Raw genomic sequence first — 24,984 nt, 5'->3', positions numbered from 1 at the left:
GTCGAGACCGGCGCGCCGGCGGACCGGGCCCTAGGACGCCGCCTGACCGGCTGCCGGCTCGGTCGCGACGCGAGCCCGCCGACTGGCCGGCACCACCAAGGGTGTCCCCGCCTCCGGATCCGCGATCACCCGGCAGGGCAGGTCGAAGACTCGCTCCACGAGCTCGGCCGTCAGCACCTGGGACGGTGGACCGGACGCGACGATGGCGCCGTCTCGCATGACGACCAGGTGGGTGGCGTACCGTGCGGCCTGGTTCAAGTCATGGAGCACGGCGACGAGCGTGCGGCCCTGACGTTCGTGAAGGTCCGCGCAGAGGTCGAGGACCTCGATCTGGTGAGCGATGTCGAGGTACGTCGTCGGCTCGTCGAGCAGGAGCAGGGACGTCTGCTGGGCGAGCGCCATGGCCAACCAGACCCGCTGCCGCTGACCACCCGACAGCTCGTCGACGAACCGGTCGGCGAGCTCGGCCACGCCGGTCGCCGCCATCGCCTCGGCCACGGCCGCCTCGTCGTCCCGTGACCACTGGCGGAGCAGCCGCTGGTGGGGGTACCGCCCGCGGGCCACGAGGTCGGCCACCGTGATGCCGTCAGGCGCGATGGGGCTCTGGGGGAGCAGACCGAGCCGGCGGGCCACCTCCTTCGTCGAGTAGGAGGAGATCGTCTGCCCGTCGAGGTACACCGCCCCACGGGTGGGTCGCAGCGTGCGCGCGAGGGCGCGGAGCAAGGTGGACTTGCCGCAGGCGTTCGGGCCGATGATGACGGTGAACGAGCCGTCGGGGATGACCGCGTCGAGCCCGTCCGCCACGATCCGCCCGTCGTAGCCGAGGGTGAGCTGCTCGGCCCAGAGCCGGCTCGTCTCGCCGTGACGCGTCATGACCGCCCGGACCTCCATTCCCGCGCGAGCAGCCAAGCCAGGTAGACACCGCCGACGGCCCCGGTCATGACGCCGACGGGCAGCTGTGTCGGCGCGAGCAGGCGTTGCGCGGCGAGGTCGCTGAACACCAGGACGCACGAGCCCATGAGGGCGGACGACACGAGCCCGACGCCTGGTTCTCCCGTCAGCCGGCGGGCGAGCTGAGGTGCCGCCAGGGCTACGAAGGCGACCGGCCCCGCCGAGGCGGTCGCCACCGCCGTGACGCCGACCGCCAGCACGATCAGGGCCAGTCGCGACCGCTCGACCGGGACCCCGAGCGCCTTCGCCACGTCGTCGCCCATCTCCAGCATGCGGAGTCGTCGGCCGAGCAGCAGGAGCGCCGGTACGAGGACGGCGAGCGCCGCCGCGACCGGGCCCACGTGCTCCCAGCCGCGGCCGTTCAAGCTCCCGGTGAGCCACGCCGCGGCGTACTGCGCGTCCACCACGTCGGCGCGGGTGAGCAGGTAGGAGTTGACGGAGGTGAGGAGCGCGCTCACCCCGATGCCGACCAGCACGAGCCGGTAGCCCTGGACGCCCCGCTTCCAGGCCAACACGTAGACCAGCAGGGCCGTCGCCAGACCTCCGCCGACGGCCGCGCTCGCGACACCCGCCGGACCCGCCTTGACGATGAGCAAGGCGACCAGGGCGCCGGACGCCGCGCCCGTCGTGAAGCCCACGATGTCCGGGCTTCCCAGCGGGTTGCGCGTCAGACTCTGGAAGACCGCCCCGCCGAGACCGAGAGCGGCGCCGACCAGCAGAGCCGTCAGCAGTCGCGGAAGCCGCAGGGTCACGACGATGAAGGTGCTCGCCTGGCTGCCGTCGCCGACGAGGGCGCGCACCACGTCGGGGAGCGGGATCGGGTAGTCACCCGTCGACAGCGTCACCGCGGCGCCGACGAGAGCGAGGAGCGCCAGGCCAAGGCAGACCGCCACGGTCCGCGCTCGAAGCCGGAACGACAGCCCGCCCACGCGGAGCGCGCGGCCCGGCAGGCGAGGATCAGCGTGCTGGGCGGTGACCACCGTCATAGCTGCGCGATCCTCCGTCGGCGTACCAAGGAGAGGAAGACGGGCGCACCCACGACGGCGGTGACGATGCCGACCTCCACCTCTCCCGGCCGCGCCACGAGGCGGCCGACGACGTCCGCCGCGACGAGCAGGGTGGGGCCCAGCACCACCGAGTAGGCGAGGACCCAGCGCTGGTCGGGGCCGCAGATGGCGCGCGCGATGTGCGGGATCGTCAAGCCGACGAAACCCACCGGACCGACGGCGGCGGTCGCGGCGCCACACAACAGCGTGATCGCCACCGCTCCGAGCGCACGGGTGCGACCCAGGTGAGCGCCCAGCGCCCGGCCCGTCTCGTCGCCGAGGGAAACGGCGTTGAGCGCCCCGCCCAGGCCGAGCGCGAGCAGGCACCCGACCAGAAGGAACGGCCACACCTGGAGGAGAACCGTCTCGTCCCGTCCGGCGAGCGACCCGACCGCCCAGAACCGGTACTCGTCGAAGACGTCGGTGTGGGAGAGCGTGATCGACTGGATGAACGCCATGAGGGCCGCACTGATCGCGGTGCCGGCCAACGCCAGCCGGACCGGTGTCGCGCCGCCACGCCCCGCCGACCCGAGCAGGTAGACGACCACAGCGGCGGCCGCCGCCCCGACGAGGGCGAACCAGACGTACGACACCAGGCTCGTCACACCGAGGAACGCGATGGCGACCACCACCGCCGCCGCCGCGCCCGCGGTGATCCCGAGGATGCCGGGGTCAGCGAGCGGGTTACGGGTCAGCGCCTGCATGAGGGCGCCGGCCAATCCGAGGGCGGCGCCGACCGCGAGGCCGAGGATGGTCCGCGGCACACGGAGCTCCCAGATGACGACGGCCTCGTTCGAGGTGCCGCGGTGCACCAGCACGTCGACGACCTCGGACAGCGGGATCGGCTTGGCCCCTAGGGCGACGCTGAGCAGGGCGACGAGGACGAGGACCGCGAGGGCGACGAGGAGACCGGCTCCGCGCAGCGCCGTCACGCTTCGTCGGCTGGCGGGGACGACGTCGCCCTGACGGTCCAGTGTCCCGACCGCACGGGCCATCGGCGTCCTCCGGGCGAAAGATCAGCCACCCGCTCAACCACCCCAAGGGCGGCAACCAAGAGAAGGCTAACCTAACTCGCCGGACTCGACGCGGTCAGCCCGGCAGCTGGGCCTCGATCGCGGCGACCAACTCCGGATCGGTGGGCTCGGTCCCCGGCCGGAACCGCCGCACCACCGCGCCCGACGGCGCAACCAGGAACTTCTCGAAGTTCCACTCGACGTCGCCGGCCTCCCCGTCGTCGTCGGCGACCGAGGTCAGCTCGACGTACAACGGGTGCCGGCCGGGACCGTTGACCTCGATCTTCTCGCCCAGGGGGAACGTCACACCGTACGTCGTCGAGCAGAAGTCCTGGATCTCCTCGGGCGTCCCAGGCTCCTGGCCGCCGAACTGGTTGCACGGGAAGCCGACGACGGAGAAGCCCCGGTCGGCGTAGCGCTCGTGGAGCTGCTGGAGTCCCTCGTACTGCGGGGTCAACCCACACTTCGACGCCACGTTGACGATGAGCAACGCCCGTCCGGCCAGCTCGGCCAGTGACCACGGGGCGCCGGCGAGCGTGCGCAGGGGGATGTCGTAGATGCTCACCCACCCGATCCTTGCACGGCCAAACCCCACGTTGTGGCGATTCGCCCGATTCAGCCCGACAGCGGTCAGCCCGCCGGACACGGTCCCGACCGCTCAGCGTCCCTGTGGCCCCAGGAGTCCGCGCTCGTACGCCACCGCGACCGCCGCGGCACGGTCGTTGACGCCGAGCTTGGCGTAGATGTGGAGCAGGTGTGTCTTGACGGTGGCCTCGCTGATGAACAGCGACTCCGCCGCCTCCCGGTTCGTCGCACCCTGCGCGATGAGGGCGAGCACGTCGAGCTCCCGTTGGCTCAACGGCTCCCGCGCTGGCTGACGGACTTGCCCGAGCAGCCGCGTGGCGACCGCCGGCGAGAGGACCGCCTCGCCGCGAGCAGTGGCCACGACCGCCCGCAGCAGGTCCTCGCGGGGCGCGTCCTTGAGGAGGTAGCCGGTAGCGCCGGCCTCCACCGCGGCGACCACGTCCGTGTCGGTGTCGTAGGTGGTGAGCACCAGCACCCGCGACGGCACGCCGCGCTCGGCCAACCGAGTGATCGCCGCCACGCCGTCCATCCCCGGCATTCGCAGGTCCATCAGGATGACATCCGGCACGAGCACCTCGGCTCGCGCGACCGCCTCCGCCCCATCGGCGGCCTCGCCCACGACCTCGAAGCGCGGGTCGCCAGCGAGCATGCCACGCAGACCGTCCCGGACCACCGGGTGGTCATCGACCAGCAACAGCCGGATCCGCTCGCTCGGGGCGGGCACGTCCATCCTCGGCTCCTCCTCGCTCACCTGGCGCCCGTCGGCATCTCGTGGCCTCGCGGCGCTCACCTGGCCTCGGGTTTCGCCATGCTTCCTGGGGCTTCCAGGGCTTCCTGGGGCTTCCGCAGGGCTTCCTGGGGCTTCCGCGGGGCTCTCGTCTGGCTTCGGCGGTGCGCCCCAGCTCGCGCACGCTCACCTGGCTTCCGCAGGGATCACGGGAACGCTCGCCGAGATCGCCGTCCCGGCCCCGGGTCGGGACTCCACGTCCAGACGGCCGGCCAAGCGCCGCACCCGCTGCCGCATGGCCAGCAAGCCGAACCCGCCCTCGCCGGGCGCCTGCTCCGACAGCCGCGCGGGATCGAAACCAGCACCGTCGTCGCGCACGTCCAGCGCCACCACGTCCTCCATGTAGGAGAGGGTGAGGCCGACGCGGGACGCGCCGGCGTGCTTGGCGACATTGGTCAGGGCCTCCTGCGCGGTCCGCAGCAGGGTCATCTCGACTTCCGGGTGCAGTGGCCGAGGCTCTCCCGTGGTCGTGACCTCCGCCGCGACGCCGTGAACCTCCGCCCACCGCCGCGCCAGCTCGGCGAGCACCTCGGGCAGTCGGGCGGTGTCGAGCGCCTCGGTCCGGAGCGCCTGCACCGACCGCCGCGCCTCCCGGAGGCTCTCCCGGGCCAACGTCGACGCGTTGTCGAGATGCCGGCGCCACGCCGACGGGTCGTTCGCGGCCTGCCGGGCGGCCTCGAGCTGGGTGATGATGCCGGTCAGCCCTTGGGCGAGGGTGTCGTGGATCTCCCGCGCCATCCTCTGTCGCTCGTCCAGAACGCCCGCCTCGCGCGCCTGGGTGAGCAGCTGAGCCTGCAGCCCGGCATTCTCCGCCATCATCGCCTCGAGCTTGCGGTTGGCCTCGGCGAGCTGCTCGATCGTCTTTTTCTGCTCCGCGCTGCGCCGGACGTCCACGAGCGCGAACGCACCCAGCACCCCGGCGAGACAGACGTTGACGACGAAGAGGACGAGAAACAGCGACGTGGTCGCCTGGTCGTGGGGGATGCCGCCGGCCTGAGACGTCGCGACGACGACCGCGGTGGCGACGACTCCGGGGATCTTCCACCAGCCCGGCAGGATGCCCACCGCGTGCAGGTAACCAACCCAGGCGAAGATGCCGAAGGGCGGCGCCAGAAGAACCAGGGCACCGGCGAGCGCCGTGAACCCGGCGAAGTAGACCAAGCCGAGCGGGTGACGTTCAGCGACGCGTCGCGTCACCATGAGGTAGATCCACACCGCGGCGAGAGCTGACAACGCCAGCGCCGGACCTCTCCCGGCCTGGTCAGGGTTGGCGAGGGTGAGCAGCGCGGAGAGGATCAGGACGAAGTACGGGATCGCGTCGTACACCGGTCCTTGCACGCGTTCCCAGACCGTCGGCGTCGCCCGCGGTATCGCCACCGCCACCTCCTCAGCGGTCTCGGCAGACACCGCGTCCTCGGCCCTGCCGTCGTCCAGACACCACCCTGCCAGGTCCGGCGGAGACGTTCACCTGCGGTCCAGGCCCCGCCCAGGGGCTCACTCCCACCGAAAGGAGCGAACCGCCACGACGCCGGCCACGACCCCCACAGCTGCCATGCTGACCATCTGCAGCGGGTCCGGGCCGGCGCCCGTCCACGCGTCCTGGAGCGCCTGGACCCCAGGCGGGGTGTAGTCGCCGATGCGTACGACGATCTCCGGCAGCATGAACCGCGGCAAATAGGCACCGCCGACGAACATGGTGAGGAAGAAGATCGGCAACGCGATCACGCCGACCGCGTTGGCGCGCGGCGCCAACGCCGCGGCCAAGAGCCCGAGCGCGAGCATCGCACCGCCACCGAGAACGTACGCGAGCACGAAACCCGCCGGGTGTTGTGGCAACGGTACGTCGAAGGCCGTCGACGCGAAAGCCACGAGCACGACCGTGCCCACGGCCGCCGCCGCCGCGTTGACGACGAGCTGACCCACGAGCACAGCGCCCGGATGGACCGGCGTGGTCGACATACGCCGCAGCACACCCTTCTCGCGATAGGTGGCGAGCCGCGTCGGCATCGTGTTGACCGCGACCATGGCGAGCGTCATCACCACGATCGACGGGATGAAGTAGTCGATGAAGCGAGCGCCCTCCAGGTCCTCAAGAGGGACGCGTAACGCCGGGATCGACGCGAGGACGCCGAACACCACGGTGGGGAACACGAGCGTGAAGAACACGGTCAGCCGTTCCCGCAGGAACAGCTTGGCTTCGGTGAACGTGATCGCGGCCAGCAGGGTCATGGTGTGTCTCCGTTCGTCGCGTCCTGGAGCGGGCGGCCGGTGAGCTCGACGAACGCGTCATCGAGACTGGCCTGCTGGACGCGAAGGTCGTGGGCGATGATCTGGCGACGGGCGAGGAACGCCGTCACGGCGGGCAACGCGTCACCCGATCCGGTGACGACGAGGCGTGACTGGTGCCAGGACACACTGGTCACCCCAGGCAGCTCCGCCAGGAGGTGAGCATCGACCGGCTCCGACGGACGGAACGTGATCCGTTCGCCGGTCCCGGCACGGGCCACGAGGCCGGCTGGCGTATCGATCGCCACGGTTCGACCCCCGGCGATGATCGCCACCCTGTCGCAGAGGTACTCGGCCTCCTCCATGAGGTGGGTGACCAGGACGACTGTCACACCACGCGCGCGAATCCTCTCCACCAGCGACCAGGTGTCTCGACGCGCCTGCGGATCCAAGCCGGTGGTCAGTTCGTCGAGAATCAGCACCTCGGGGTTGCCCACCAAGGCGAGAGCGATCGACAGCCGCTGCTTCTGTCCGCCGGAAAGCTCCCGAAACAGCGTGGCGGCCTTGTCGGCCAGACCGAGCTCCTCCAGCAACAGCCGCCAGTCGGCCGGCTCGTCGTAGTAGGAGCTGTAGAGATCCAGCGCCTCCCAGACCTTGATCAGGTCGGGCAGCTCGCTCTCCTGGAGTTGCATGCCCACCCGCTGTCGAAGCGCGGCACGGTCACGCTGTGGGTCCAGGCCGAGCACCCGGATCTCGCCGGCGTCCGGGACGCGGAGACCGCCGACGCACTCCACCGTGGTGGTCTTGCCGGCGCCGTTCGGTCCCAGCAGTCCGAAGATCTCGCCGGCGTCGACGGTGAAGGAGACCTCGTCCACCGCCACCGTCGCGCCGTAGTGCTTTCGCAGCTTGGTGACCTCGATCACCGGCATCGTCGTCCCTTCCTCGCTGGGCATGTCGCCATCGAGCATCGCGTTCGAAGGGGTCACCGCGGATCGCCCAACCAGTCGAACCTGGCCGCCGGCTCGGTGGAGGTAGCGCATCGACCAGCCGGCACGCGTGCATCCACCGATCGGTTGACCGCGCCTGCTGAAACCGGACCAACCCGGCCGCGCGAGCCCTCAGCGATCCCGGTCGCGACCAGCGATGCGCCGACGTGATCTTGGTCAAGGCTGAATGATCTTGAACGGCGCTCGTCGTACCATCCGCCAAGTGACGATCCCTCGGGTCACGCTGGCGTGGGACGCCTTGGTCGACGTCGACGTCGTCGGCCCCGGACCGCTCCATGAACGCCTGACCCGTGCCCTCCGCCAGGCGATCCGGGACGGCCGGCTCCCACCCGGCGCGGCTCTCCCGCCCAGCCGGACCCTCGCCGCCAACCTCGGTTGCTCGCGCTGGGTGGTGACGCAGGCGTACGGGCAGCTTGTTGCCGAGGGCTACCTGACGGCACGCACGGGTTCGGCGACGAGGGTGCGGGAGCTCGAGCCGACGTCGACGTCCGGGACCCCGCGCGTGGGCGCACCGGCGGCACCCGGCGCCGGCGGCACCGGCGCTCGCCCTGGCTCCCTGCCCCCCAGACCAGAGCGGACGTTTCGCCTCGACTTCGCGCCCGGACTGCCGGACCTGCGCGCCTTTCCCCGCCGTCGCTGGGTCGAGGCCGTGCGAAGCCAGCTCGCGACGCTGCCGTACACCGAGCTCGGCTATCCACCCGAGGGCGGCTGCGCGCGCTTTCGATGGGTCCTGGCGGACTATCTCCGGCGTTGCCGCGGCGCCCAGGTCGACGGTGACGACGTCACCTGCTGCGCGGGTGTCGCGGACGGGGTGGCTCGGCTCGCCCGTTGCCTCCGCGAGGCCGGCATCCGGCGCATCGCGGTCGAGGACCCCGGCTGGACCAGGCTCCGGCAGACGCTCGAACGCGTCGGCCTGGAGACCGTCGGCGTCCCCGTCGACGACCGAGGCATCAGGGTGGACGAGCTGGTTCGGCTCGACGTCCGCGCCGTCCTCGTCACGCCGGCTCACCAGTTCCCCACCGGCGTGGTGCTCGCGCCGGAACGCCGGACGGCCTTGCTCACGTGGGCACGCGAGGTCGACGGGCTCGTGCTCGAGGACGACTACGACGCGGAGTTCCGCTACGACCGCCGCCCGGTCGGAACTCTTCAGGGAACCGATCCCGAACGGGTCGCGCTCTTCGGCTCGTTGTCGAAGACGCTGTCGCCGGCGGTCGGTCTGGGTTGGATGGTCACGCCCCCGCGGTGGACGCGCGCGCTTCGCGCCAGCGAGGTCGGCCAGACCCAGCCGTCGGTGCTGCAGCAGCTCGCCTTCGCCCACTTCGTCGAGACCGGCGGCTACGACCGGCACCTCCGGTCGGTGCGGCAGCGCTACCGCCACCGCCGCGACGCCCTGGTGGCAGCCCTCCGCACCAGGCTCCCCGAGTGCGCGATCGCCGGTGTCGCGGCCGGCCTCCACATCGTTCTCCACCTTCCACCGGCGGCCTCGGCGGCGACCGTGGTGAAGAACGCGGCGGACGCCGGGGTTCGGGTGGCTGACCTGGATACGTACCGGATCCATCCCGATCCCACGTCGCCTGGGCTCGTGCTCGGCTACGGGAACCTGCCGGACAGCGCCGTCGACGAGGCCGTGCGACTGCTGGCGATGGCCGTCCACCGGGCGACCGGGCCGTGAGGTCGACCGTTGAGACTCGACCGTCCGTGCCCAGGCCGCCTGGGGCCTAGGTGGAACGCTGGTCGGCCGGCGTCCCCGACCCCAGCGCCTCGGCGAGCTGGCCGGCCCAGTGGAGGAGCTCCTCGTCGGCGCCTGGTCGGGCGACGCACTGCAGACCCAAGGGAAGTCCGTTGACCCCCCGCCCGGCTGGAAGACCAACCGCCGGCATGCGCGCCTGCGACCACGGGAGGTTCATCACGGGACTTCCCGTCGTGTCCAGGCCCTGCGGCGCCGTGTCGGTGGCCGCAGGGGTGAGCCAGGCGTCGATGCTCTCGGCGTCCATGAGAGCCACCAGGTCCGCGGCATACCGCTCTCGCTCGTCCAGGGCCCGCTCGTAGGCCGCCCGGCTGATGCGGCGCCCGTCCTCGATCGCCCGAGCGGTGATGGGGTGGTAGCGGTCGCCGTACACGGGGAACCGGAACTCGTGGCTACGGGCGAGCTCCACCAGATTGATGAGATGGTGGCGCCGGTTGATCTCCTCGATGTCGGCGAGCGCGGGCACGAACCGGACCCGCACACCCGCCGTCCGCAGCCGCTCCACCTGCTCGGCGAACGCCTGCCGCGCCGGCGGGCTCGCCTGCTCCAGGTAGGGGCCCTCCGGAACGGCGAAGGTCGGCTCGCCCCTCGGGGTCGTCGCCCGCCAGCCGGTACACAGCACGGCCGCCGCGGCCGCGGCGCTGGCGACGTCGCGGGCGAACAGGCCAACGGTGTCGAACGACGGCGCGTTGGCGATCACCCCGTCGGTGGGGACGCGCCCGTAGGTGGGTTTGAAGCCCACGACGCCGCAGTAGGCCGCCGGGCGGATCACCGAGCCCACGGTCTGGGTGCCGAGGGCGAGTGGGACGAGACCGGCCGCCACGGCTGCCGCGGACCCGCTGCTCGAGCCCCCGGGCGAGTGATCGCGATGGTGGGGGTTGCGCGTGGGACCGGGAGCGTAGAACGCGAACTCCGCGGTCACGGTCTTTCCAGCGATGAGCGCGCCGGCGGCGCGCAGCCGGCTCACCGCGGTGGCCTCCTGGCCGGCCAGGGACTCCGGTGGAAGCGCGGAGCCGGCCCGCGTGGGCAGGCCCTCGGCGTGGAGGACGTCCTTGACGCCGACGGGGACACCGAACAACGGTGGCCGCTGGTGAGGGTCTGGCCACCGGGCGAGCAACGCGCGGGCCTCACGCCGCAGCCGCTCGCGCCGGCCTTCCTCGGGCACGAACGAGCACAGGTCGGCGTCACGGGTCTCGACACGGGCACAGATCTCGTCGACGTACGCCAGCAGATCGACGTCCCCTCGCCGCAGGGCCGCGGCCAGTCCGATCAGCTCACCGACAGAGGCCGTGTCGTGGGTCATGGAGGCACGCTGCCACAGCGCGGCCCGTCCTGGCCATCGAGGTGAGGACCTTCGAGGCGAAGACCAGTGGGAACCGTCCGCGTGGTGACGATCGAGCGGGTGCGCGAGGGGGGAGTTGAACCCCCACGCCCTTGCGGGCACAGGAACCTGAATCCTGCGCGTCTGCCTATTCCGCCACTCGCGCCCGACCCCAGCCGTACCGGGGCGCATAGAGGCTAGCACGTCGTGACCGCGGAGGGATCAGCCTGGGGCGGCGGAAGATTCGTCCGGGATGATGTTGATTTCGCCCACCGTCGATCACACTAAGAAGTCAAGCGACTCCGCAGCGGAGTTATCCGGTAGCGGTAAGCGGCGGCAGGTCAGCGCCATCGCTGGTCTCGGCAGTTACGATCGAGCGCGAACAACGAGCGCGAACATGGCATCGACCATGGCATGGTTCGGCGCGGGAAGGAGGTACCAGTGGGAGTGTTTCGCCGCCTGGAGCGAGGTCTCGAAGGCCTCGTGACAGGCACCTTCGCACGCGTCTTCCGCTCCGCCGTGCAGCCGGTCGAGATCGCGTCGGCTCTCCAGCGTGAGCTCGACAACTCTGCCCAGGTCCTCTCCCGTGACGCCAGCCTCGTGCCGAACGACTTCACCGTTGAGCTGTCCAGCACCGACTACGACCGTCTCGCGCCGTACGCGCACACGCTGACGCGCGAGCTCGTCGACGTGGTCAACCGGCACGCCAGCGCCCAGCGGTACACCTTCACCGGCCCCGTGACCGTCGCCTTCGAACGCCGCGAAGACCTGACCACAGGGCGGTTCCGGATCCGCAGCAGCGCGGTGGCCTCGATCGTACCGTCGAGGCGCCCGAGCCCGCCGCCACCCGAGCCTTCGCCGCGCTACGGCGCCGGGCACTACGGGCACGCGCCCGGCTACGCGTCCGTGCCTCCGCCCGCCCCGGGTCCGCGTCCAGTCCCGCGCACGCGACCCGACCTGCACCGGCCCATGCCGCCGTACCTGGAGGTCAACGGCCAACGGCACCCGCTCGAGCCGCCGGGCGTCATCCTCGGTCGGGGCACCGACGCCGACCTGCGCATCACCGACCCAGGGGTCTCCCGCCGGCACGCTGAGATCCGCGTGTCCCTCGACGGGCCTCAGTACACCGTGACGATCCACGATCTCGGCTCGACCAACGGCATCGTGGTCGATGGACGGCGCGTGGAGTACGCGGCGCTCCACGACGGCAGCCAGATCCTGCTCGGTAATACGCTTCTGGTCCTACGTCGTCCGGGCGGAGAGCACTAGGTGTCGGAGCTCACACTCACGATCATCAAGCTGGGGTTCCTCGCGGTGCTCTGGCTTTTCGTGCTGTCCGCGGTGTCGGTCATCCGGTCCGACTTGTTCGGCGCCCGAGTCCCCGACCCCAAGGCGGCCGAGCGAGCGCCACGCCGACCTGCGCGCCCGCCGCGGCAGCCGAGGCGGCGTAAGGGTGCGCCGTCGGTGGCGGTCGTCGTCCAGGGCGTCAACGCCGGACTCCGGGTGCCTCTTGGTGACCATCCGCTGGTCATCGGCCGGGCTCCGGATTGCGAGATCCGGGTGGATGACGAGTACGTCTCCACTCGGCACGCTGTCCTGCGGCCCCAGCAGGACACCTGGTACGCCGAGGATCTCGGCTCCACGAACGGCACCTTCGTCGGCGAGAGCCGGATCCACGGACCGACGCCGGTGGGCTCTGGTGTCCCGGTCCGAGTAGGCAAGACGATCATCGAGCTGTACAAATAGGCGCCAACGATGACGTTCGAGGGTGCACGGATGAGCGGAGTGACGACCGGAGCGCCCGGGTGCGCACGTCGGCTGAGCCGACCGGAGTCGCTTCCGGGCCGCCCGCTGCGCCACGGCAAGGCGACGACAACTCAAGGCCAAGAGAAGGCAGGATGAGGCTCGCGCTCCGTTACGCCGCACGCACCGACGTCGGGCTCGGTCCGAAGACGAGGAACGAGGACTCCGGCTACGCCGGTCCGCATCTGCTCGCCGTCGCCGACGGCATGGGCGGCACGGTCGGTGGTGACGTGGCGAGCGCCACCACGATCATGACCGTCCGCGCCCTGGACACGCCAAGTCACCCCGAGCCGCTCCGAGCGCTCGGCCAGGCCGCGATCGAAGCGAACGCGCGCATCGCGGAGCGCATCGAGACCGATCCCCACCTCGAGGGCATGGGGACGACGCTCACTGCCGCACTCTTCGACGGCTATCGCGCGAGCGTGGCCCACATCGGCGACTCACGGGCGTACCTGCTGCGCGACGGTCGGTTGCGGATGCTCACCCACGACCACACGTTCGTCCAGAGCCTGGTCGATGAGGGACGCATCACACCGGAGGAAGCGGAGGTCCACCCCCACCGCAGCCTCATCATCCGCGCGCTCGAGGGGCGTCAGGACGCTCGGCCGGACCTCTTCGCCATCGAGCTCGAGGTCGGCGACCGGCTGCTGCTGTGCAGTGATGGGCTGGACAACGCCGGAATCAAGGACCCGGTGATCGAGGCGATCCTGCTGCGCAGCGCGACCCCGGACGAGGCGGCGGCCGCGCTCGTCGAGGCGGCGCTCCGCCAGGGTAGCCCGGACAACGTCACCTGCGTGGTCGCCGACCTCGTCGACGCGAACGAGGTCGACGCCTCGATGTCCGAACCGGTGTTGGTGGGAGCCGTCAGCGAGGCCGACCCGCGCCTGTTCGGAGACCTGGGCGGAGGGGACTTCCCCAGCGGTCGCGGACCCTCGGCCCCGTCCGATCCGGTGCCACCACCGTCACCGACGGAGACCACCGCCCCGCTCGAGGCCACGCCACCGATCGACGAGGAGCCACCCCCCGACGACGAGGAGCCGGATCCGGAGGAGCTCCGCTACGCGCCGCGGCCCCCGAGCCGCTTTCGATGGCTGACACGACTGTGCGTCACCGTCGTCGCCCTCGGCCTCATCGGCGTGGGCCTGCGTATGGCGTACGACTGGACGCAGCGGCAGTACTACGTCGGCCCCTACCCCGCGGGCAGCACGGACTTGAACTCCAGGGTGGCCATCTTCCGCGGCATCTCCCAGCAGATTCCCGGCGTCAAGCTGTCCGAGGTGTTCGAGCTGCAGAACCTGCAGCTCTCCCAACTGCCCCCGTATGAGCGTGAAAGGGTGGTCTGCACCATCGCCGCCGACGACTTGCGCCACGCGCGGAGCATCGTCGCCGAGCTCACCGCGAAGGCCGCGGGGTACACGACACCCCCGCCGAACCGCCGGCTGACGCCATCGCCCACACTGACCACCGACGCTCCACGCTCCCGGTCCTCGACCCGACACACCGAGGAGCCCACAGCCGGCGCCGTCCGATCCTGGGCGGCGGATCGTCAGGCGGATGACCTGTCCGACGTTCCCGTGGAGTGTGACCCGGACGACTCGATATCCCAACCGACAGGCCAGAAGTGAGCGAGGTCCACACCTACACCGCTGTTCCGTTCCGTAAGCGTCGGAACGCGGAACTCCTCCTGACCGTCATCGCCCTCGCGGTGGCGGTGGGGGCCTACGCCATCGTCAGCCTGACGATGAAGGGGGAGATCAGCAACCAGGTCGTCTCCTACGGCGTGGGACTCTCCCTGTTGGTCGGGATCGCCCACATCGTCGTCCGCATCCGCGCGCCCTACGCGGACCCGATCCTCCTCCCGTGCGTGGTGCTCCTCAACGGCATCGGACTGGCGATGATCCACCGGCTCGACGTGACGAAGGTGGAGAACGCCGTGGCCGCCGGTAAGGACCTCCCCAGGACGGAGGCGCCGCTCCAGCTGACCTGGACCGCGGTGGGGATCGCCGGGTTCGTGCTCGTCCTGCTGCTGCTCCGCGACCACCGGTGGTTGCAGCGCGTCACCTACACCATGCTGTTCTCCGGCGTGGTGCTGCTCCTGCTGCCGCTCGTCCCTGGCCTGGGCGTCCGCTTCCAGGGAGCCCAGATCTGGGTGCGGTTCGCGGGCATGTCGTTCCAGCCGGGCGAGATCGCCAAGGTGTGCCTCATCATCTTCTTCGCGGGCTACCTCGTGGTGAAGAAGGACGCCCTCGCGCTGGCAGGCCGGCGCTTCCTCGGCATCGACCTACCGCGCGGCCGCGACCTGGGTCCGATCTTGTCGGCGTGGCTGATCAGCCTCGGCATCCTGGTCTTCCAGCGGGACCTGGGAACGGCCCTGCTGTTCTTCGGCGCGTTCGTGATCCTGCTCTACGTCTCGACCGAGCGTCCCGGCTGGGTGTTCGTCGGCGGGACGCTCTTCCTCGGCGGTGCGTGGTTCGCCTACTTCGGCGCCACGGTCCTCCACATCGACCAGTTCTCCCACGTCGCCAACCGGGTCGACTCCTGGCTGCACCCGTTCGCGCCCGAGAACAGGGACGGCGCCTACCAGATCATCCAGTCGCTGTACGGCCTGGCCTACGGCGGCATCCTCGGTCGCGGTCTCGGCGAGGGGCACCCCACGTTGGTCCCGCTCGCCAAGAGCGACTTCATCTTCGCCGCGCTCGGCGAGGAGCTGGGCCTCACCGGCCTCATGGCGCTGCTGCTGCTCTACGGGATCATCGTCGAACGCGGTCTGCGGACCGCGCTCATCTGCCGTGACCCGTTCGGCAAGCTGCTCGCCACCGGGTTCGCGGCGATCTTCGCGCTCCAGGTCTTCGTCGTCATCGGCGGAGTCACCAAGCTGATCCCACTGACGGGCCTGACCACGCCGTTCCTCTCCTACGGCGGGTCCTCGCTGGTGGCGAACTGGGCACTCGTCGCCCTCCTCCTGCGCATCAGCGACTACGCTCGTCGGCCGGCGGTCACGCCGGTCCAGCCAACCGAGGACGCGCTGACGCAAGTGGTGATGCGCCGGTGATGAGTCGATGAACCGCCCGATCCGCCGCGTCGCGGTGGCCTTCATGGTGCTCTTCTTCGCCTTGCTCGCCAACGTCAACTACATCCAGGCGTACAAGGCGGACGAGTACAACAAGCGCGAAGGCAACACGCGGGTTCTCCTCGACGAGTACGCCCGGCAGCGCGGCCCCATCGTGGTCGACGGCACCCCGGTGGCGTACTCGGTGCGCACCGACGACGACCTCGTCTACCTCCGGAGGTACCGCGACCCCCACCTGTACGCGCACCTGACCGGCTTCTACTCCTTCACGCTGGGCCGCCGTGCGATCGAAAGCGCCCAGAACGACGTGCTCGCCGGCACAGACAGCCGACTCTTCGTGCGCCGGGTCGTCGACATGATCACCAACCGGCAGCCGCAAGGCGGCAGTGTCCAGTTGACGATCGACCCTCGTGTCCAGCAAGCCGCCTACGAAGGGCTGAAGGGCAAGGTCGGCGCGGTGGTGGCGCTCGAGCCGAAGACCGGCAAGGTCCTGGCCATGGTCAGCCGGCCGTCGTACGACCCCAACAAGCTGTCGTCGCACAGCTCGCGGTCGATCCAGAAAGCGTGGGAAGAGCTCCTCGAGGATCCCTCCAATCCGTGGGAGAACCGCGCCGCCGAGCGGCACTATCCCCCGGGCTCGACGTTCAAGCTCGTCACCGCGGCGGCGGCGCTGTCCTCTGGCCGCTACGAGGCGGACACGCTGGTGTCAGCTCCAGCCGAGCTCGACCTTCCACTCACCACGGTCAACATGACCAACTGGCAGGACGGCCTGTGCGGATCGTCCGACCGGATCACCCTCACCGAGGCGCTCGCCACCTCCTGCAACACCGCCTTCGCGGCGGTGGGCATGGATCTCGGGGAGGACGCGCTGCGCGAGCAGGCGGAGAAGTTCGGCTTCGGCACCACGTTCCTCCCGGAGGTTCGCGGCGTCGCGAGCGTCTTCCCCGACGAGCTCAACGCGCCGCAGCTGGCGCAAAGCTCGATCGGCCAGTTCGACGTGCGAGCGACACCCTTGCAGATGGCGATGGTCACCGCCGCCATCGCCAACGACGGCAAGGTCATGAAGCCGTACGTCGTCGAGAGCCTGAGCGGCCCGGACCTCCAGACTCTGGAGGTCACCGAGCCCGAGGTGGTCTCCGAAGCCGTCTCACCTCAGGTCGCCAACGCGCTCAAGCAGATGATGGTCGAGGTCGTCGAGAACGGCACCGGTAAGCCGGTGAAGATCGACGGCATCCAAGTGGGCGGCAAGACCGGGACGGCGCAGACCACGCCCGATCGGCCACCATACGCGTGGTTCGTGTCCTTCGCGCCGGCTGACGACCCACAGGTCGCTGTGGCTGTCGTCATCGAGAAGGCCAACGTCGGTCGTAGCGAGATCTCCGGCGGACGCCTGGCCGCACCTATCGCGAAATCCGTCATGGAGGCGGTGATCGGCAAGTGAGCACCGTGACCCCCGCACAGCCCCATCACCACACAGGAAGGTAGGGAATGACTGAGCGACGCTTCCTCGGAGGTCGCTACGACCTAGGCGAGGTGCTCGGTCACGGGGGGATGGCCGAGGTACGGATCGGTATCGACCGTCGGTTGGGACGCACTGTGGCGGTCAAGACACTGCGCCACGACCTCGCGACCGACCCGACATTCCAGGCCAGGTTCCGGCGGGAGGCGCAGTCAGCGGCGTCACTGAACCACCCGTCCATCGTCGCCGTCTACGACACCGGCGAGGAGATCATCGACGGCGTCTCCGTGCCGTACATCGTGATGGAGTACGTCGAGGGACGCACGCTCCGTGACGTGCTCCGAGAGGGCCGGCGCATCCTGCCGGAGCGCGCCCTCGAGATCACCGCTGACATCCTCGACGCCCTGGAGTACAGCCACCGGGCGGGCATCGTCCACCGCGACATCAAGCCCGGCAACGTGATGCTCACCCCACAGGGCGACGTCAAGGTCATGGACTTCGGCATCGCCCGCGCAGTGGCCGACGCGTCGGCGACGATGACGCAGACCGCGGCGGTGATCGGTACCGCGCAGTACCTCTCTCCGGAGCAAGCGCGGGGCGAGACGGTCGACGCGCGCAGCGACATCTACTCCACTGGCTGCCTGCTCTACGAGCTGCTCACGGGCCGTCCGCCGTTCGTGGGCGACTCCCCCGTGTCGGTGGCCTACCAGCACGTCCGGGAGGAGCCGCGGCCGCCGTCCATGCTGGACCCCGAGGTGCCTCCGGTCGCGGACGCGATCACGCTCAAGGCTTTGCAGAAGAAGCCGATCGACCGGTACCAGTCCGCGGCGGAGATGCGCGAGGACATCGATCGCGCGCTCGCCGGCCAGGCCGTGACCGCCCCGGTGGTTCCCGTCGACGCCACCGCCCGGTTCCTTCCGCCGGATGAGCCGATGGACCCTCAACCCACCGCGCAGTGGGAGCCGCCTCCGGAGGAGGAGCCCGAGGAAGACGAAGGTCCGGACCGAGCCCGCAAGGTCGCCTACGTCATGCTGGCGATCTCGATCCTCTTCGTCCTCGGCGTCGCAGCGTTCATCGGCTATCGGACGCTGTTCGGCAGCGCCAACACGGTGACCACGCCGACGCTGCTCAATCGCACGCAGGAAGAGGCGGAGCGGATCTTGGCGCAGAACGACCTGCGTCTGGGCGAGGTCCGTACCGAGGCGAGCGAGACGGTGCCCGAGGGCCTGGTGATGTCCCAGCACCCGGCTCCGGGTGACCCGGTCGAGGTCAACGGCACGGTCGACATCACGATCTCCAGTGGCCAACCCGAGGTCGAGATCCCCGAGGTCGTCGGCATGCAGGTCGACGAGGCCCGGGCGCTTCTGGAGTCGAAGGGTTTCGAGGTCACCGATCGCGAAGACCCCGAGTCGGACGAGCCGGAGGGCACCGTCGTCGCGGTCGAGCCCGAGGAGGGCGAGCGCGTTCCCGCCGGCTCCGAGGTGGTCCTCATCTACTCCAGTGGCCTGATCGAGGTCCCCGACGTGGTCGGAGAAGACCAGTCCGACGCGGAACGGCGGCTGGAGCGGGCCGGCTTCCGTCCGCGCCCGATCTTCCGGACGACCTCCGACGCCTCGCCGGGCACCGTCATCGAACAGACCCCGTCCGCGGGCCAGCGACGGGAGAGGGGTACGACGGTGACGATCGTCATCGCCGCCGCTCCCCAGCCCGAGCCGGAACCCGAACCCGAACCCGAGCCGGAACCCGAGCCGGAACCCGAGCCCGAACCGGAACCCGAGCCGGAGCCCGAGCCCGAACCGGAGCCGTCTCCAAGCCCCACGGAGACGCCCCGGCCGACGCCCACACCACCGCAGGAGGGCTAACCGGACGGACGAGCGCCCACCGGCACAGGTTCCGACGGTGGAGACATGGCGCTGGTGTCCTCGCGGCCTTACCGCGGCGCGAGGACACCGGCGCGCTCGCGAGCGGCCGGCCGAGGTCTCGTGCGCGTGCCTCTGGTCCGTGTCGACGGACTAGCGGTCGACTGGCTAGCGGTCGACTGGTCAGCGATCGACGACGGGCGCGAGACCGGCCGAGCGCTCGACCGCGCCGTCGACGCCGCAGACCTCCAGCCAGTTGGCGAGCATGCGGTGACCGCCCTCGGTGAGCACGGACTCGGGATGGAACTGCACACCCTCACAGGCCAGGTCGCGGTGGCGGAGCGCCATCACCACGCCCGAGTCCGTCCACGCGGTGATCTCGAGCTCCGTGGGCACGGTGGCCGACTCGACCGCGAGGGAGTGGTACCGGGTCGCGGTGAAGGGGTTGGGCAGGCCCGCCAGAACCCCGACGCCGGAGTGTCGGATCCGGCTGGTCTTGCCGTGCAGCAGCTCAGGTGCTCGGCTGACCGTCGCACCGTAGGCCACGGCGATCGCCTGGAGACCCAAGCAGACACCGAAGATCGGGACCCGCCCGGCGGCGTACCGGATGAGGTCCACACAGACTCCGGCCTCCTCGGGGGTGCCAGGGCCGGGCGAGAGGAGCACACCGGCGAAGCCGTCGACGTCGCGCGGACAGAGCTCGTCGTTGCGACGAACGTCACATTCGACGCCGAGCTGGTAGAGGTATTGGACGAGGTTGTAGACGAACGAGTCGTAGTTGTCGACGACGAGGACACGCGCGGTCACGGGGCCATTGTGCTGGCCGACCGATGACCTTCCGGGACAGGGGTTGCGTTCGGCGTCAGCGGCTCGCGTCGTCGGCGGACCTCGCGTAGTCGAGCGTGAGCGACCCGTCAAAGGCCGGGATGGTCACCGAGGGCAGGCGCTCGAGCTTCCAGCCCAAGCCGTAGCGGGGGTCCTTGGCATAGCTCAGGTAGGCCTCGACCTGGGGAGACTTCTCCAGGGCCCGAATCATGCCGTCCACGTCACCGACGGCCTCGATGCGGTAGGGCGGCGGGTACGGGATCCCGTGCAAGACGACGGAGTTCCCGACACAACGGATGGCCGACGTCGAGATGATGCGCTGACCCTGGATGGTCATCGCCTCGGCGCCACCGGCCCACAACGCGTTGGCCACCGCCTGGATGTCCTGCTGATGGACGACGAGAGCGTCGGGATCCACGTCCGAGGAACGCGCGCTCGGCGGCGCGTCATCGAGGGTCACCGCGACCCCAGGCCCCGTGACGGCAGTGAGGCCGGCGACCGGCGCGATGCGCTCCAGCTCCTTCTGGGCGACCTGAGCCTCCTCGTCACCGGACTGACGCGCGAGCAGCTCGTCGACCTCCTCGCGCAGATCCGCCAGCTCGGCGTCGAGCTCGCGGGCGCGCTGCAGCTGGGCGCGGGCGAGATCGGCGATGTCGGTCTGGCGTTCGGCACGCAGGTCGGTACCGGCGGCACTCACCGCGCTGGTGACGCCCAGGAAGCCGGCGAGGCCGAAGGTCACGGCCGCAAGCAGGCGGTACACGATCCGACTCGCTCCGGAGCGATCGGCGCCGGCACTGTCGTCCGGGAGCGATATCGGCCGCGGGTCGGCCCGCTCCTCGAGTGGTACGGACGCCGGCGATCCCGCCGGCTCGACCCTCTCGTCGCCCACCTCGCCTCCGTCGTGATCGGCTGCGCCGCAATGACTACGCTAACGGACAGCGAGTCGCCCAGAGAGTGTCGCATGCGGGAGGACGGCGACGTGCCTGAGTCGCGCAACCGGAAGAAGCAGGTGTTCACCCCGCCGCCGGAGAAGGCGCCGGCGAAGGCCATCCACGGTGGCCGGTGGGTCGCGCCTGTCATGCTCACCTGCTTCATCGTGGGTCTGCTCTGGCTGGTCGTCTTCTACCTGGCCGGGAGCGAGATCCCCCTCATGCGCGACTTGAACAACTGGAACATCCTCGTCGGCATGGGGCTCATCGCCATCGGCTTCGTCGTGTCCACCCAGTGGCGCTGACCCATCAATCCACAAGCCATCCCCAACTCATCCACAGGCCATCCCCAGGCTGTGGATGAGTTGCTGTGGAACTCCACGCCGCGCGTCCCACGCAGCCTGACGCACCACCGTTGACCTGCGGCGACACCTCGACCAGAGATCTGCTCGCGGCATACCTGCGATCCACAGGACCCTGGGGATGACCCACAGCCTGTGGACAAACCACTCGGGCGAGGTCCCGCCTGGACGCGTCCCTGCGACGGCCTAGAAGCCGGCATAGTCGCCGGTGAGCTGACTGGTCCGCCACACGATCAGCCCGATCGTCGCCGCCATCACGAGAGCGAAGCCGAGCGCCTGGACGAGGTCACGGCGCTCCCGCGGGGCGTACACGAGCGCCGCTCCGATCGCGAGACCGGCCAAGAAGCCGCCCAGGTGGCCCTGCCACGACAGGAAGCTTCGGAAGACCACATTGAGCACGATGTTGATGGCGAGGATCCCGACGAACCAGCTCATGTCCGCACGCATGCGTCGGGCCAGGACGACCGTGGCGCCGAAGAGGCCGAAGATCGCTCCAGAGGCACCCACCACGGGCACAAGGGGCGAAGTGAACGCGTACGCCACCGCGGAACCCGCGAGCGCGCTGCCGAGATAGAGGGCGGCGAAGCGGAAGCGACCGAGGAGGTACTCCAGCGGCGGGCCGAGGACCCAGAGGGAGAACATGTTGATCAGCAGGTGCCACAGGTCGAGGTGCAGGAACGCCGCGGTGAGCAGTCGCCAGTAGGCACCTCCCGCCACGCCGGGCGCCTCGCCGATCTCGGGTGTGAGGAACCACGGTCGGCCGATCAGCATGAGCCACTGCTCGAAGGCGGGCCCCAGCAGGAACGTCAAGGCGAACACGGCCACGTTGAGGCCGAGGATGACCTTAGTGACGACAGCGCCACCACCCCGCACGACGCCGCCGAACCTGGTTCGGATCGTCGGCATCGTGCGGGCAGCCTCGCGAACGCACTCGACGCACTGGAAGCCCACCGCCGCCTGCCGCTGACAGTCGGGACAGATGAAGCGCCCGCAACGCTGGCAGCGGATGTAGGACTCCCGTTCGGGATGGCGGTAGCAGACCGGTACCGAGCCAGGGGGACGCGGCTCCTCGGTACCGGTGCCGTCATCGGGGCGGGGTAGGTCAGTCACGGCCTCACACTTCACGCATCTCGACGTCGACCGACGTCATGACCACGGGTTCGATCGGCCGATCCATGGGGCCCGTCGGCACCTTGCTGATCCGGTCGACCACGGCCCGACTCTCCTCGTCGGCGACCTCACCGAAGATCGTGTGCCGGGCGTTGAGGTGGGGTGTGGGCGACACCGTGATGAAGAACTGTGACCCGTTCGTGTTGGGTCCAGCGTTCGCCATCGCCAGCAGGTACGGCCGGTCGAAGCGCAGGTCCGGGTGGATCTCGTCGTCGAAGCGGTAGCCAGGCCCGCCGGTACCCGTCCCAAGTGGACAGCCACCCTGGATCATGAAGCCCTCGATGACCCGGTGGAACGTCAACCCGTCGTAGAAGCGCTTGGTGGTCTTCTGTCCGGTCGCGGGGTCGATCCACTCGCGGGTCCCCTGGGCGAGGCCGATGAAGTTCTTCACCGTCTTGGGGGCGTGGTCGGGGAAGAGCCGCAGCACGATGTCCCCGACCGAGGTGTGAAGTATGGCGTAGGGCTCCTCGCTCACCGAATGTCCCCTCTCCCTCAGGTCCTGTCGTCGGACCGATCCTCCCACGTTGACAAGCACACCACCTCCAGGGTGTCGTCGGAGGACAAGACCGGCCAGCAGGGGGCATGATCGGGAAGGAGCCGGGGAAGAGCATCACGGATGGTCCCTCGCCACACGGCCGCCGCGGCCTCCGCGACATCTCGCCCCGGCCGAGCTCGCCAGGGACCTCAAAGACCCACGACGGTGGGAACGAGGAGGCGCAACCAGATGGGACGCCAGAAGAAGGCACGGACCTCGAAGCGACGGGGTACACCGATCCCACCCGCCGAGCACGCCTGGGATCGGATCACCCCAGCGGTCGAGAGCGCGAGGGAGCGTCTCGGTCCGGCCGTCAAAGACGTCCGTGAGCGAATCACACCCGTGGTGGAGGACGCACGCGAGCGCATCAGCCCCGCGGTGGAGAGCGCCCGGACCGCCCTAGTCGAGGACGTGGTTCCCAAGGTGGCGGGTGCCGTGACCAGCGCGGTCGCCGCCACGGAGCCGTACCGTGTGGAAGCCGTGCGGCGGGGGTCGGCCGCTGTCGCCGCGCTCAAGGGAGAGATCGACACACGCCCGGCTCGTCGCAGGTCACGCTGGCTGGTCCGCCTCCTCGTCGTGTCGGCGCTCGGCGGTGCGGCCTACGCCGCCTACCGCTACCTCGTGGGCGGGAGCAACGAGCGATGGCAGCCGATGCCGGCGCCGGCGCAGCCCACGCCGACGAGACCGGCGAGCTTCGGCCGCACCAGCGCGACGAGCCCAGCCTCAACGAGCCCAGCCCAGCGGCCTGCCGATCAGACGAGTGCGTCGCCGGACGAGGCCTTGGCGAACCACGCGACGTCGGACGCCTCGGCCGCCGCTCAGCCCGGCGTCAAGGCGTCGGGTGTCGAGGCGTCGGCGGACCACCCGGGTTCTCCGAACGACGGGGGCGCCAGCGAGCAAACGTCGGAGAGCTCGAGCCAGGCGAGCGGCAAGCGGCGCTCGTCCGGCCGATCGACCCGCGGCGGCCGGACGTCGCCCTCGTCCGACTCCTGAGCCTCGATCAGGCCGGTGCCGGCACCGGTCCGTCCAGCAGGGGATCGCCGGTGGCTCGCTGCCACTGGTCGAGAGCGGCCGCGAGCTCGCGCTCGACGTCGGCGACGTCGGGCTGCCCGGCGAGGTTTCGGCGCTCCCACGGGTCGGCCGCGAGGTCGTAGAGCTCGACCTCGGGTCGAGGCCGCACGTGGTCGTCGCCCATGCCGGCGCGGGTCGGACTCTCCTCGATGTCGAGCGGCAAGCGAAGCAGCGGGCCGGGCTCGGCGTTCCTGATGTACTTCCACCGGCTCGTCCGGATCGCTCGGATCGGGTCGTAGCTGTCGTGGTACGTCTTCTCGGCGAAGACCTCGGACCGCCCGGCATCCTCCTCGCCGCGGAGCCAGGCCGCGTGGCTGCGACCGTCCACCGACAGCTGACGCGCGGCGCCCGGTGACGCCAGGTCGAGCAACGTCGGAACGACGTCGACATGCGAGACCAGCCGGTCGGTCTGCCCCCGGCGGAACGACGTCCCGTCCGGCGGCCGCACCACCAGTGACACCCTGATCCCCGGGTCGTAGAGGGTCGACTTCGCGCGCGGGAAGGCCATCCCGTGGTCGGTGGTGAAGACGATCCAGGTGCGGTCGAGCAGGGCCTCCTGTCGCAGCGCCTCGACCAGGCGACCGACGGCGCGGTCGGCGACGCGGATCGCGCCCTGGAACGCCGCCAGATCCTGGCGAGTGTGCGCGTTGTCGGGAAGGAACGGCGGCACCCACACCGGATCGTCGGGTGGATAGAGGTCAGCCGGGTAGGGCCGGTGCACCTCGAAGAAGCCCACGACCGCGAGGAACGGCTCTCGCCGGCGCTCCGGCGCTCGCAGCCACGCGAGGGCGTGGTCGACGACGGTGTCGGCGCGCTGCCATCCGGTCGCCGGATCGCGCGCCTCGATGACCTCGTCGTAGCCGAGCCGCGCGGGGTCGCGCGCCTCGTGCTGCATCCCGACATTGACGCTGTGGTAGCCGAGGCGGCGCAGGTGCATCGGCAAAGTCTCGACGTCCGGCCGGTACTCCCAGCCGTGGTGTTGGAGGCCGAGCATCCCCACCGCGTGCGGATAGCGGCCGGTCATCAGTGCCGCGCGGGCTGGGCTGCACAGCGGCGCCGTGGAGAACGCTCGGTCGAAGCGCACGCCCTCGGCGGCGATGCGGTCGACCGACGGACTGGACACGTGCGGGACACCATACGTGCCCAACCAGGTGCCGAGGTCGTGCCAGTGAATGAGGACGATGTTCGGCCGCTCGCTCACGACTGCCGAACCTAGCC

23 protein-coding genes and 1 tRNA gene are annotated in these 24,984 nt (G+C 70.3%); 9 read left to right on the top strand and 15 right to left on the bottom strand.

The features are described from left to right. Nucleotides 1-30 precede the first annotated feature (30 nt). The 8 genes from DFJ64_RS09560 to DFJ64_RS09525 all read right to left on the bottom strand — a co-directional run bounded on the left by DFJ64_RS09560 (nucleotide 31) and on the right by DFJ64_RS09525 (nucleotide 7,561). Nucleotides 31-873: an ABC transporter ATP-binding protein gene (locus DFJ64_RS09560; protein ID WP_115851952.1), complete on the bottom strand. Its 843-nt coding sequence runs from the start codon at nucleotides 871-873 to the stop codon at nucleotides 31-33. Then, nucleotides 870-1,937, bottom strand: a complete 1,068-nt coding sequence (locus DFJ64_RS09555) for a FecCD family ABC transporter permease (RefSeq protein ID WP_115850148.1) — start codon at nucleotides 1,935-1,937, stop codon at nucleotides 870-872. The genes DFJ64_RS09560 and DFJ64_RS09555 overlap by 4 nt, the downstream gene beginning before the upstream one ends. After that, the gene (locus DFJ64_RS09550) at nucleotides 1,934-2,992 is read right to left on the bottom strand and encodes a FecCD family ABC transporter permease (protein ID WP_115850147.1); all 1,059 of its coding nucleotides are present in this window, start codon (nucleotides 2,990-2,992) and stop codon (nucleotides 1,934-1,936) included. The genes DFJ64_RS09555 and DFJ64_RS09550 overlap by 4 nt, the downstream gene beginning before the upstream one ends. Before the next feature lie 94 nt (nucleotides 2,993-3,086). After that, complete coding sequence (locus DFJ64_RS09545; protein ID WP_115850146.1) at nucleotides 3,087-3,575, bottom strand: glutathione peroxidase; 489 nt, start codon at nucleotides 3,573-3,575, stop codon at nucleotides 3,087-3,089. Nucleotides 3,576-3,668: 93 nt separating this feature from the next. Continuing rightward, nucleotides 3,669-4,325 (bottom strand): response regulator, encoded by a 657-nt coding sequence (locus DFJ64_RS09540; RefSeq protein WP_115851951.1) that lies wholly within the window; start codon nucleotides 4,323-4,325, stop codon nucleotides 3,669-3,671. A gap of 183 nt (nucleotides 4,326-4,508) precedes the next feature. Further along, nucleotides 4,509-5,789, bottom strand: coding sequence for a sensor histidine kinase (locus tag DFJ64_RS09535; RefSeq protein ID WP_245941040.1), 1,281 nt, complete (start codon nucleotides 5,787-5,789; stop codon nucleotides 4,509-4,511). Nucleotides 5,790-5,876: 87 nt separating this feature from the next. Continuing rightward, nucleotides 5,877-6,611 (bottom strand): ABC transporter permease, encoded by a 735-nt coding sequence (locus tag DFJ64_RS09530; RefSeq protein WP_115850145.1) that lies wholly within the window; start codon nucleotides 6,609-6,611, stop codon nucleotides 5,877-5,879. Continuing rightward, nucleotides 6,608-7,561 carry an ABC transporter ATP-binding protein gene (locus DFJ64_RS09525; protein ID WP_245941039.1) on the bottom strand — a complete coding sequence of 318 codons (954 nt, stop codon included), beginning with the start codon at nucleotides 7,559-7,561 and terminating at the stop codon, nucleotides 6,608-6,610. The genes DFJ64_RS09530 and DFJ64_RS09525 overlap by 4 nt, the downstream gene beginning before the upstream one ends. A 256-nt stretch (nucleotides 7,562-7,817) precedes the next feature. On the opposite strand from DFJ64_RS09525, the gene pdxR reads away from it, so the two are divergent. Then, nucleotides 7,818-9,287 (top strand): MocR-like pyridoxine biosynthesis transcription factor PdxR, encoded by a 1,470-nt coding sequence (pdxR, locus tag DFJ64_RS09520; RefSeq protein WP_245941038.1) that lies wholly within the window; start codon nucleotides 7,818-7,820, stop codon nucleotides 9,285-9,287. Nucleotides 9,288-9,333: 46 nt separating this feature from the next. Here pdxR and DFJ64_RS09515 read toward each other — a convergent pair whose 3' ends face one another. Beyond that, nucleotides 9,334-10,665 carry an amidase gene (locus DFJ64_RS09515; RefSeq protein ID WP_115850143.1) on the bottom strand — a complete coding sequence of 444 codons (1,332 nt, stop codon included), beginning with the start codon at nucleotides 10,663-10,665 and terminating at the stop codon, nucleotides 9,334-9,336. Between the two features lie 100 nt (nucleotides 10,666-10,765). Further along, nucleotides 10,766-10,849 (bottom strand) — tRNA-Leu (locus tag DFJ64_RS09510). A gap of 275 nt (nucleotides 10,850-11,124) precedes the next feature. Here DFJ64_RS09510 and DFJ64_RS09505 point away from each other — a divergent pair. From DFJ64_RS09505 to pknB, 6 genes are all read left to right on the top strand, one after another. Next, on the top strand, nucleotides 11,125-11,952 hold the full coding sequence (locus DFJ64_RS09505; RefSeq protein ID WP_115850142.1) for an FHA domain-containing protein: 828 nt from the start codon (nucleotides 11,125-11,127) through the stop codon (nucleotides 11,950-11,952). Further along, nucleotides 11,953-12,429, top strand: coding sequence for an FHA domain-containing protein FhaB/FipA (locus DFJ64_RS09500; RefSeq protein WP_115850141.1), 477 nt, complete (start codon nucleotides 11,953-11,955; stop codon nucleotides 12,427-12,429). A gap of 152 nt (nucleotides 12,430-12,581) precedes the next feature. Next, nucleotides 12,582-14,111 (top strand): PP2C family protein-serine/threonine phosphatase, encoded by a 1,530-nt coding sequence (locus DFJ64_RS09495; protein ID WP_115850140.1) that lies wholly within the window; start codon nucleotides 12,582-12,584, stop codon nucleotides 14,109-14,111. After that, the gene (locus DFJ64_RS09490; protein ID WP_115850139.1) at nucleotides 14,108-15,538 is read left to right on the top strand and encodes an FtsW/RodA/SpoVE family cell cycle protein; all 1,431 of its coding nucleotides are present in this window, start codon (nucleotides 14,108-14,110) and stop codon (nucleotides 15,536-15,538) included. Before DFJ64_RS09495 ends, DFJ64_RS09490 begins: the two co-directional genes overlap by 4 nt. Nucleotides 15,539-15,545: 7 nt before the next feature. Then, nucleotides 15,546-16,997: a peptidoglycan D,D-transpeptidase FtsI family protein gene (locus tag DFJ64_RS09485; RefSeq protein WP_115850138.1), complete on the top strand. Its 1,452-nt coding sequence runs from the start codon at nucleotides 15,546-15,548 to the stop codon at nucleotides 16,995-16,997. A gap of 47 nt (nucleotides 16,998-17,044) precedes the next feature. Next, nucleotides 17,045-18,877 (top strand): Stk1 family PASTA domain-containing Ser/Thr kinase, encoded by a 1,833-nt coding sequence (gene pknB / locus DFJ64_RS09480; protein WP_115850137.1) that lies wholly within the window; start codon nucleotides 17,045-17,047, stop codon nucleotides 18,875-18,877. Between the two features lie 180 nt (nucleotides 18,878-19,057). Here pknB and DFJ64_RS09475 read toward each other — a convergent pair whose 3' ends face one another. Both DFJ64_RS09475 and DFJ64_RS09470 read right to left on the bottom strand, forming a co-directional pair. Beyond that, nucleotides 19,058-19,681: an aminodeoxychorismate/anthranilate synthase component II gene (locus DFJ64_RS09475; RefSeq protein ID WP_115850136.1), complete on the bottom strand. Its 624-nt coding sequence runs from the start codon at nucleotides 19,679-19,681 to the stop codon at nucleotides 19,058-19,060. A gap of 55 nt (nucleotides 19,682-19,736) precedes the next feature. Next, nucleotides 19,737-20,459 carry a DUF881 domain-containing protein gene (locus DFJ64_RS09470; RefSeq protein WP_245941037.1) on the bottom strand — a complete coding sequence of 241 codons (723 nt, stop codon included), beginning with the start codon at nucleotides 20,457-20,459 and terminating at the stop codon, nucleotides 19,737-19,739. Nucleotides 20,460-20,678: 219 nt separating this feature from the next. On the opposite strand from DFJ64_RS09470, the gene crgA reads away from it, so the two are divergent. Beyond that, nucleotides 20,679-20,933: a cell division protein CrgA gene (gene crgA / locus DFJ64_RS09465; RefSeq protein WP_115851947.1), complete on the top strand. Its 255-nt coding sequence runs from the start codon at nucleotides 20,679-20,681 to the stop codon at nucleotides 20,931-20,933. Between the two features lie 243 nt (nucleotides 20,934-21,176). Here the strand turns inward: crgA and DFJ64_RS09460 are convergent, their stop codons facing one another. Together DFJ64_RS09460 and DFJ64_RS09455 are read right to left on the bottom strand one after the other, a co-directional pair. Continuing rightward, nucleotides 21,177-22,100: a rhomboid family intramembrane serine protease gene (locus tag DFJ64_RS09460; protein WP_115851946.1), complete on the bottom strand. Its 924-nt coding sequence runs from the start codon at nucleotides 22,098-22,100 to the stop codon at nucleotides 21,177-21,179. Between the two features lie 4 nt (nucleotides 22,101-22,104). After that, nucleotides 22,105-22,635 (bottom strand): peptidylprolyl isomerase, encoded by a 531-nt coding sequence (locus DFJ64_RS09455; RefSeq protein WP_115850135.1) that lies wholly within the window; start codon nucleotides 22,633-22,635, stop codon nucleotides 22,105-22,107. Between the two features lie 249 nt (nucleotides 22,636-22,884). Between DFJ64_RS09455 and DFJ64_RS09450 the strand changes: the two genes are divergently transcribed. Continuing rightward, nucleotides 22,885-23,688: a DUF5324 family protein gene (locus tag DFJ64_RS09450; protein WP_115850134.1), complete on the top strand. Its 804-nt coding sequence runs from the start codon at nucleotides 22,885-22,887 to the stop codon at nucleotides 23,686-23,688. 7 nt (nucleotides 23,689-23,695) lie between these two features. Here DFJ64_RS09450 and DFJ64_RS09445 read toward each other — a convergent pair whose 3' ends face one another. Further along, nucleotides 23,696-24,967, bottom strand: coding sequence for a sulfatase family protein (locus DFJ64_RS09445; RefSeq protein ID WP_147304657.1), 1,272 nt, complete (start codon nucleotides 24,965-24,967; stop codon nucleotides 23,696-23,698). Between the last annotated feature and the right edge of the window lie 17 nt (nucleotides 24,968-24,984).

The organism is Thermasporomyces composti (assembly GCF_003386795.1).
GTDB lineage: Bacteria > Actinomycetota > Actinomycetes > Propionibacteriales > Actinopolymorphaceae > Thermasporomyces > Thermasporomyces composti.
This window is presented reverse-complemented; position numbering and strand designations above follow the sequence as displayed.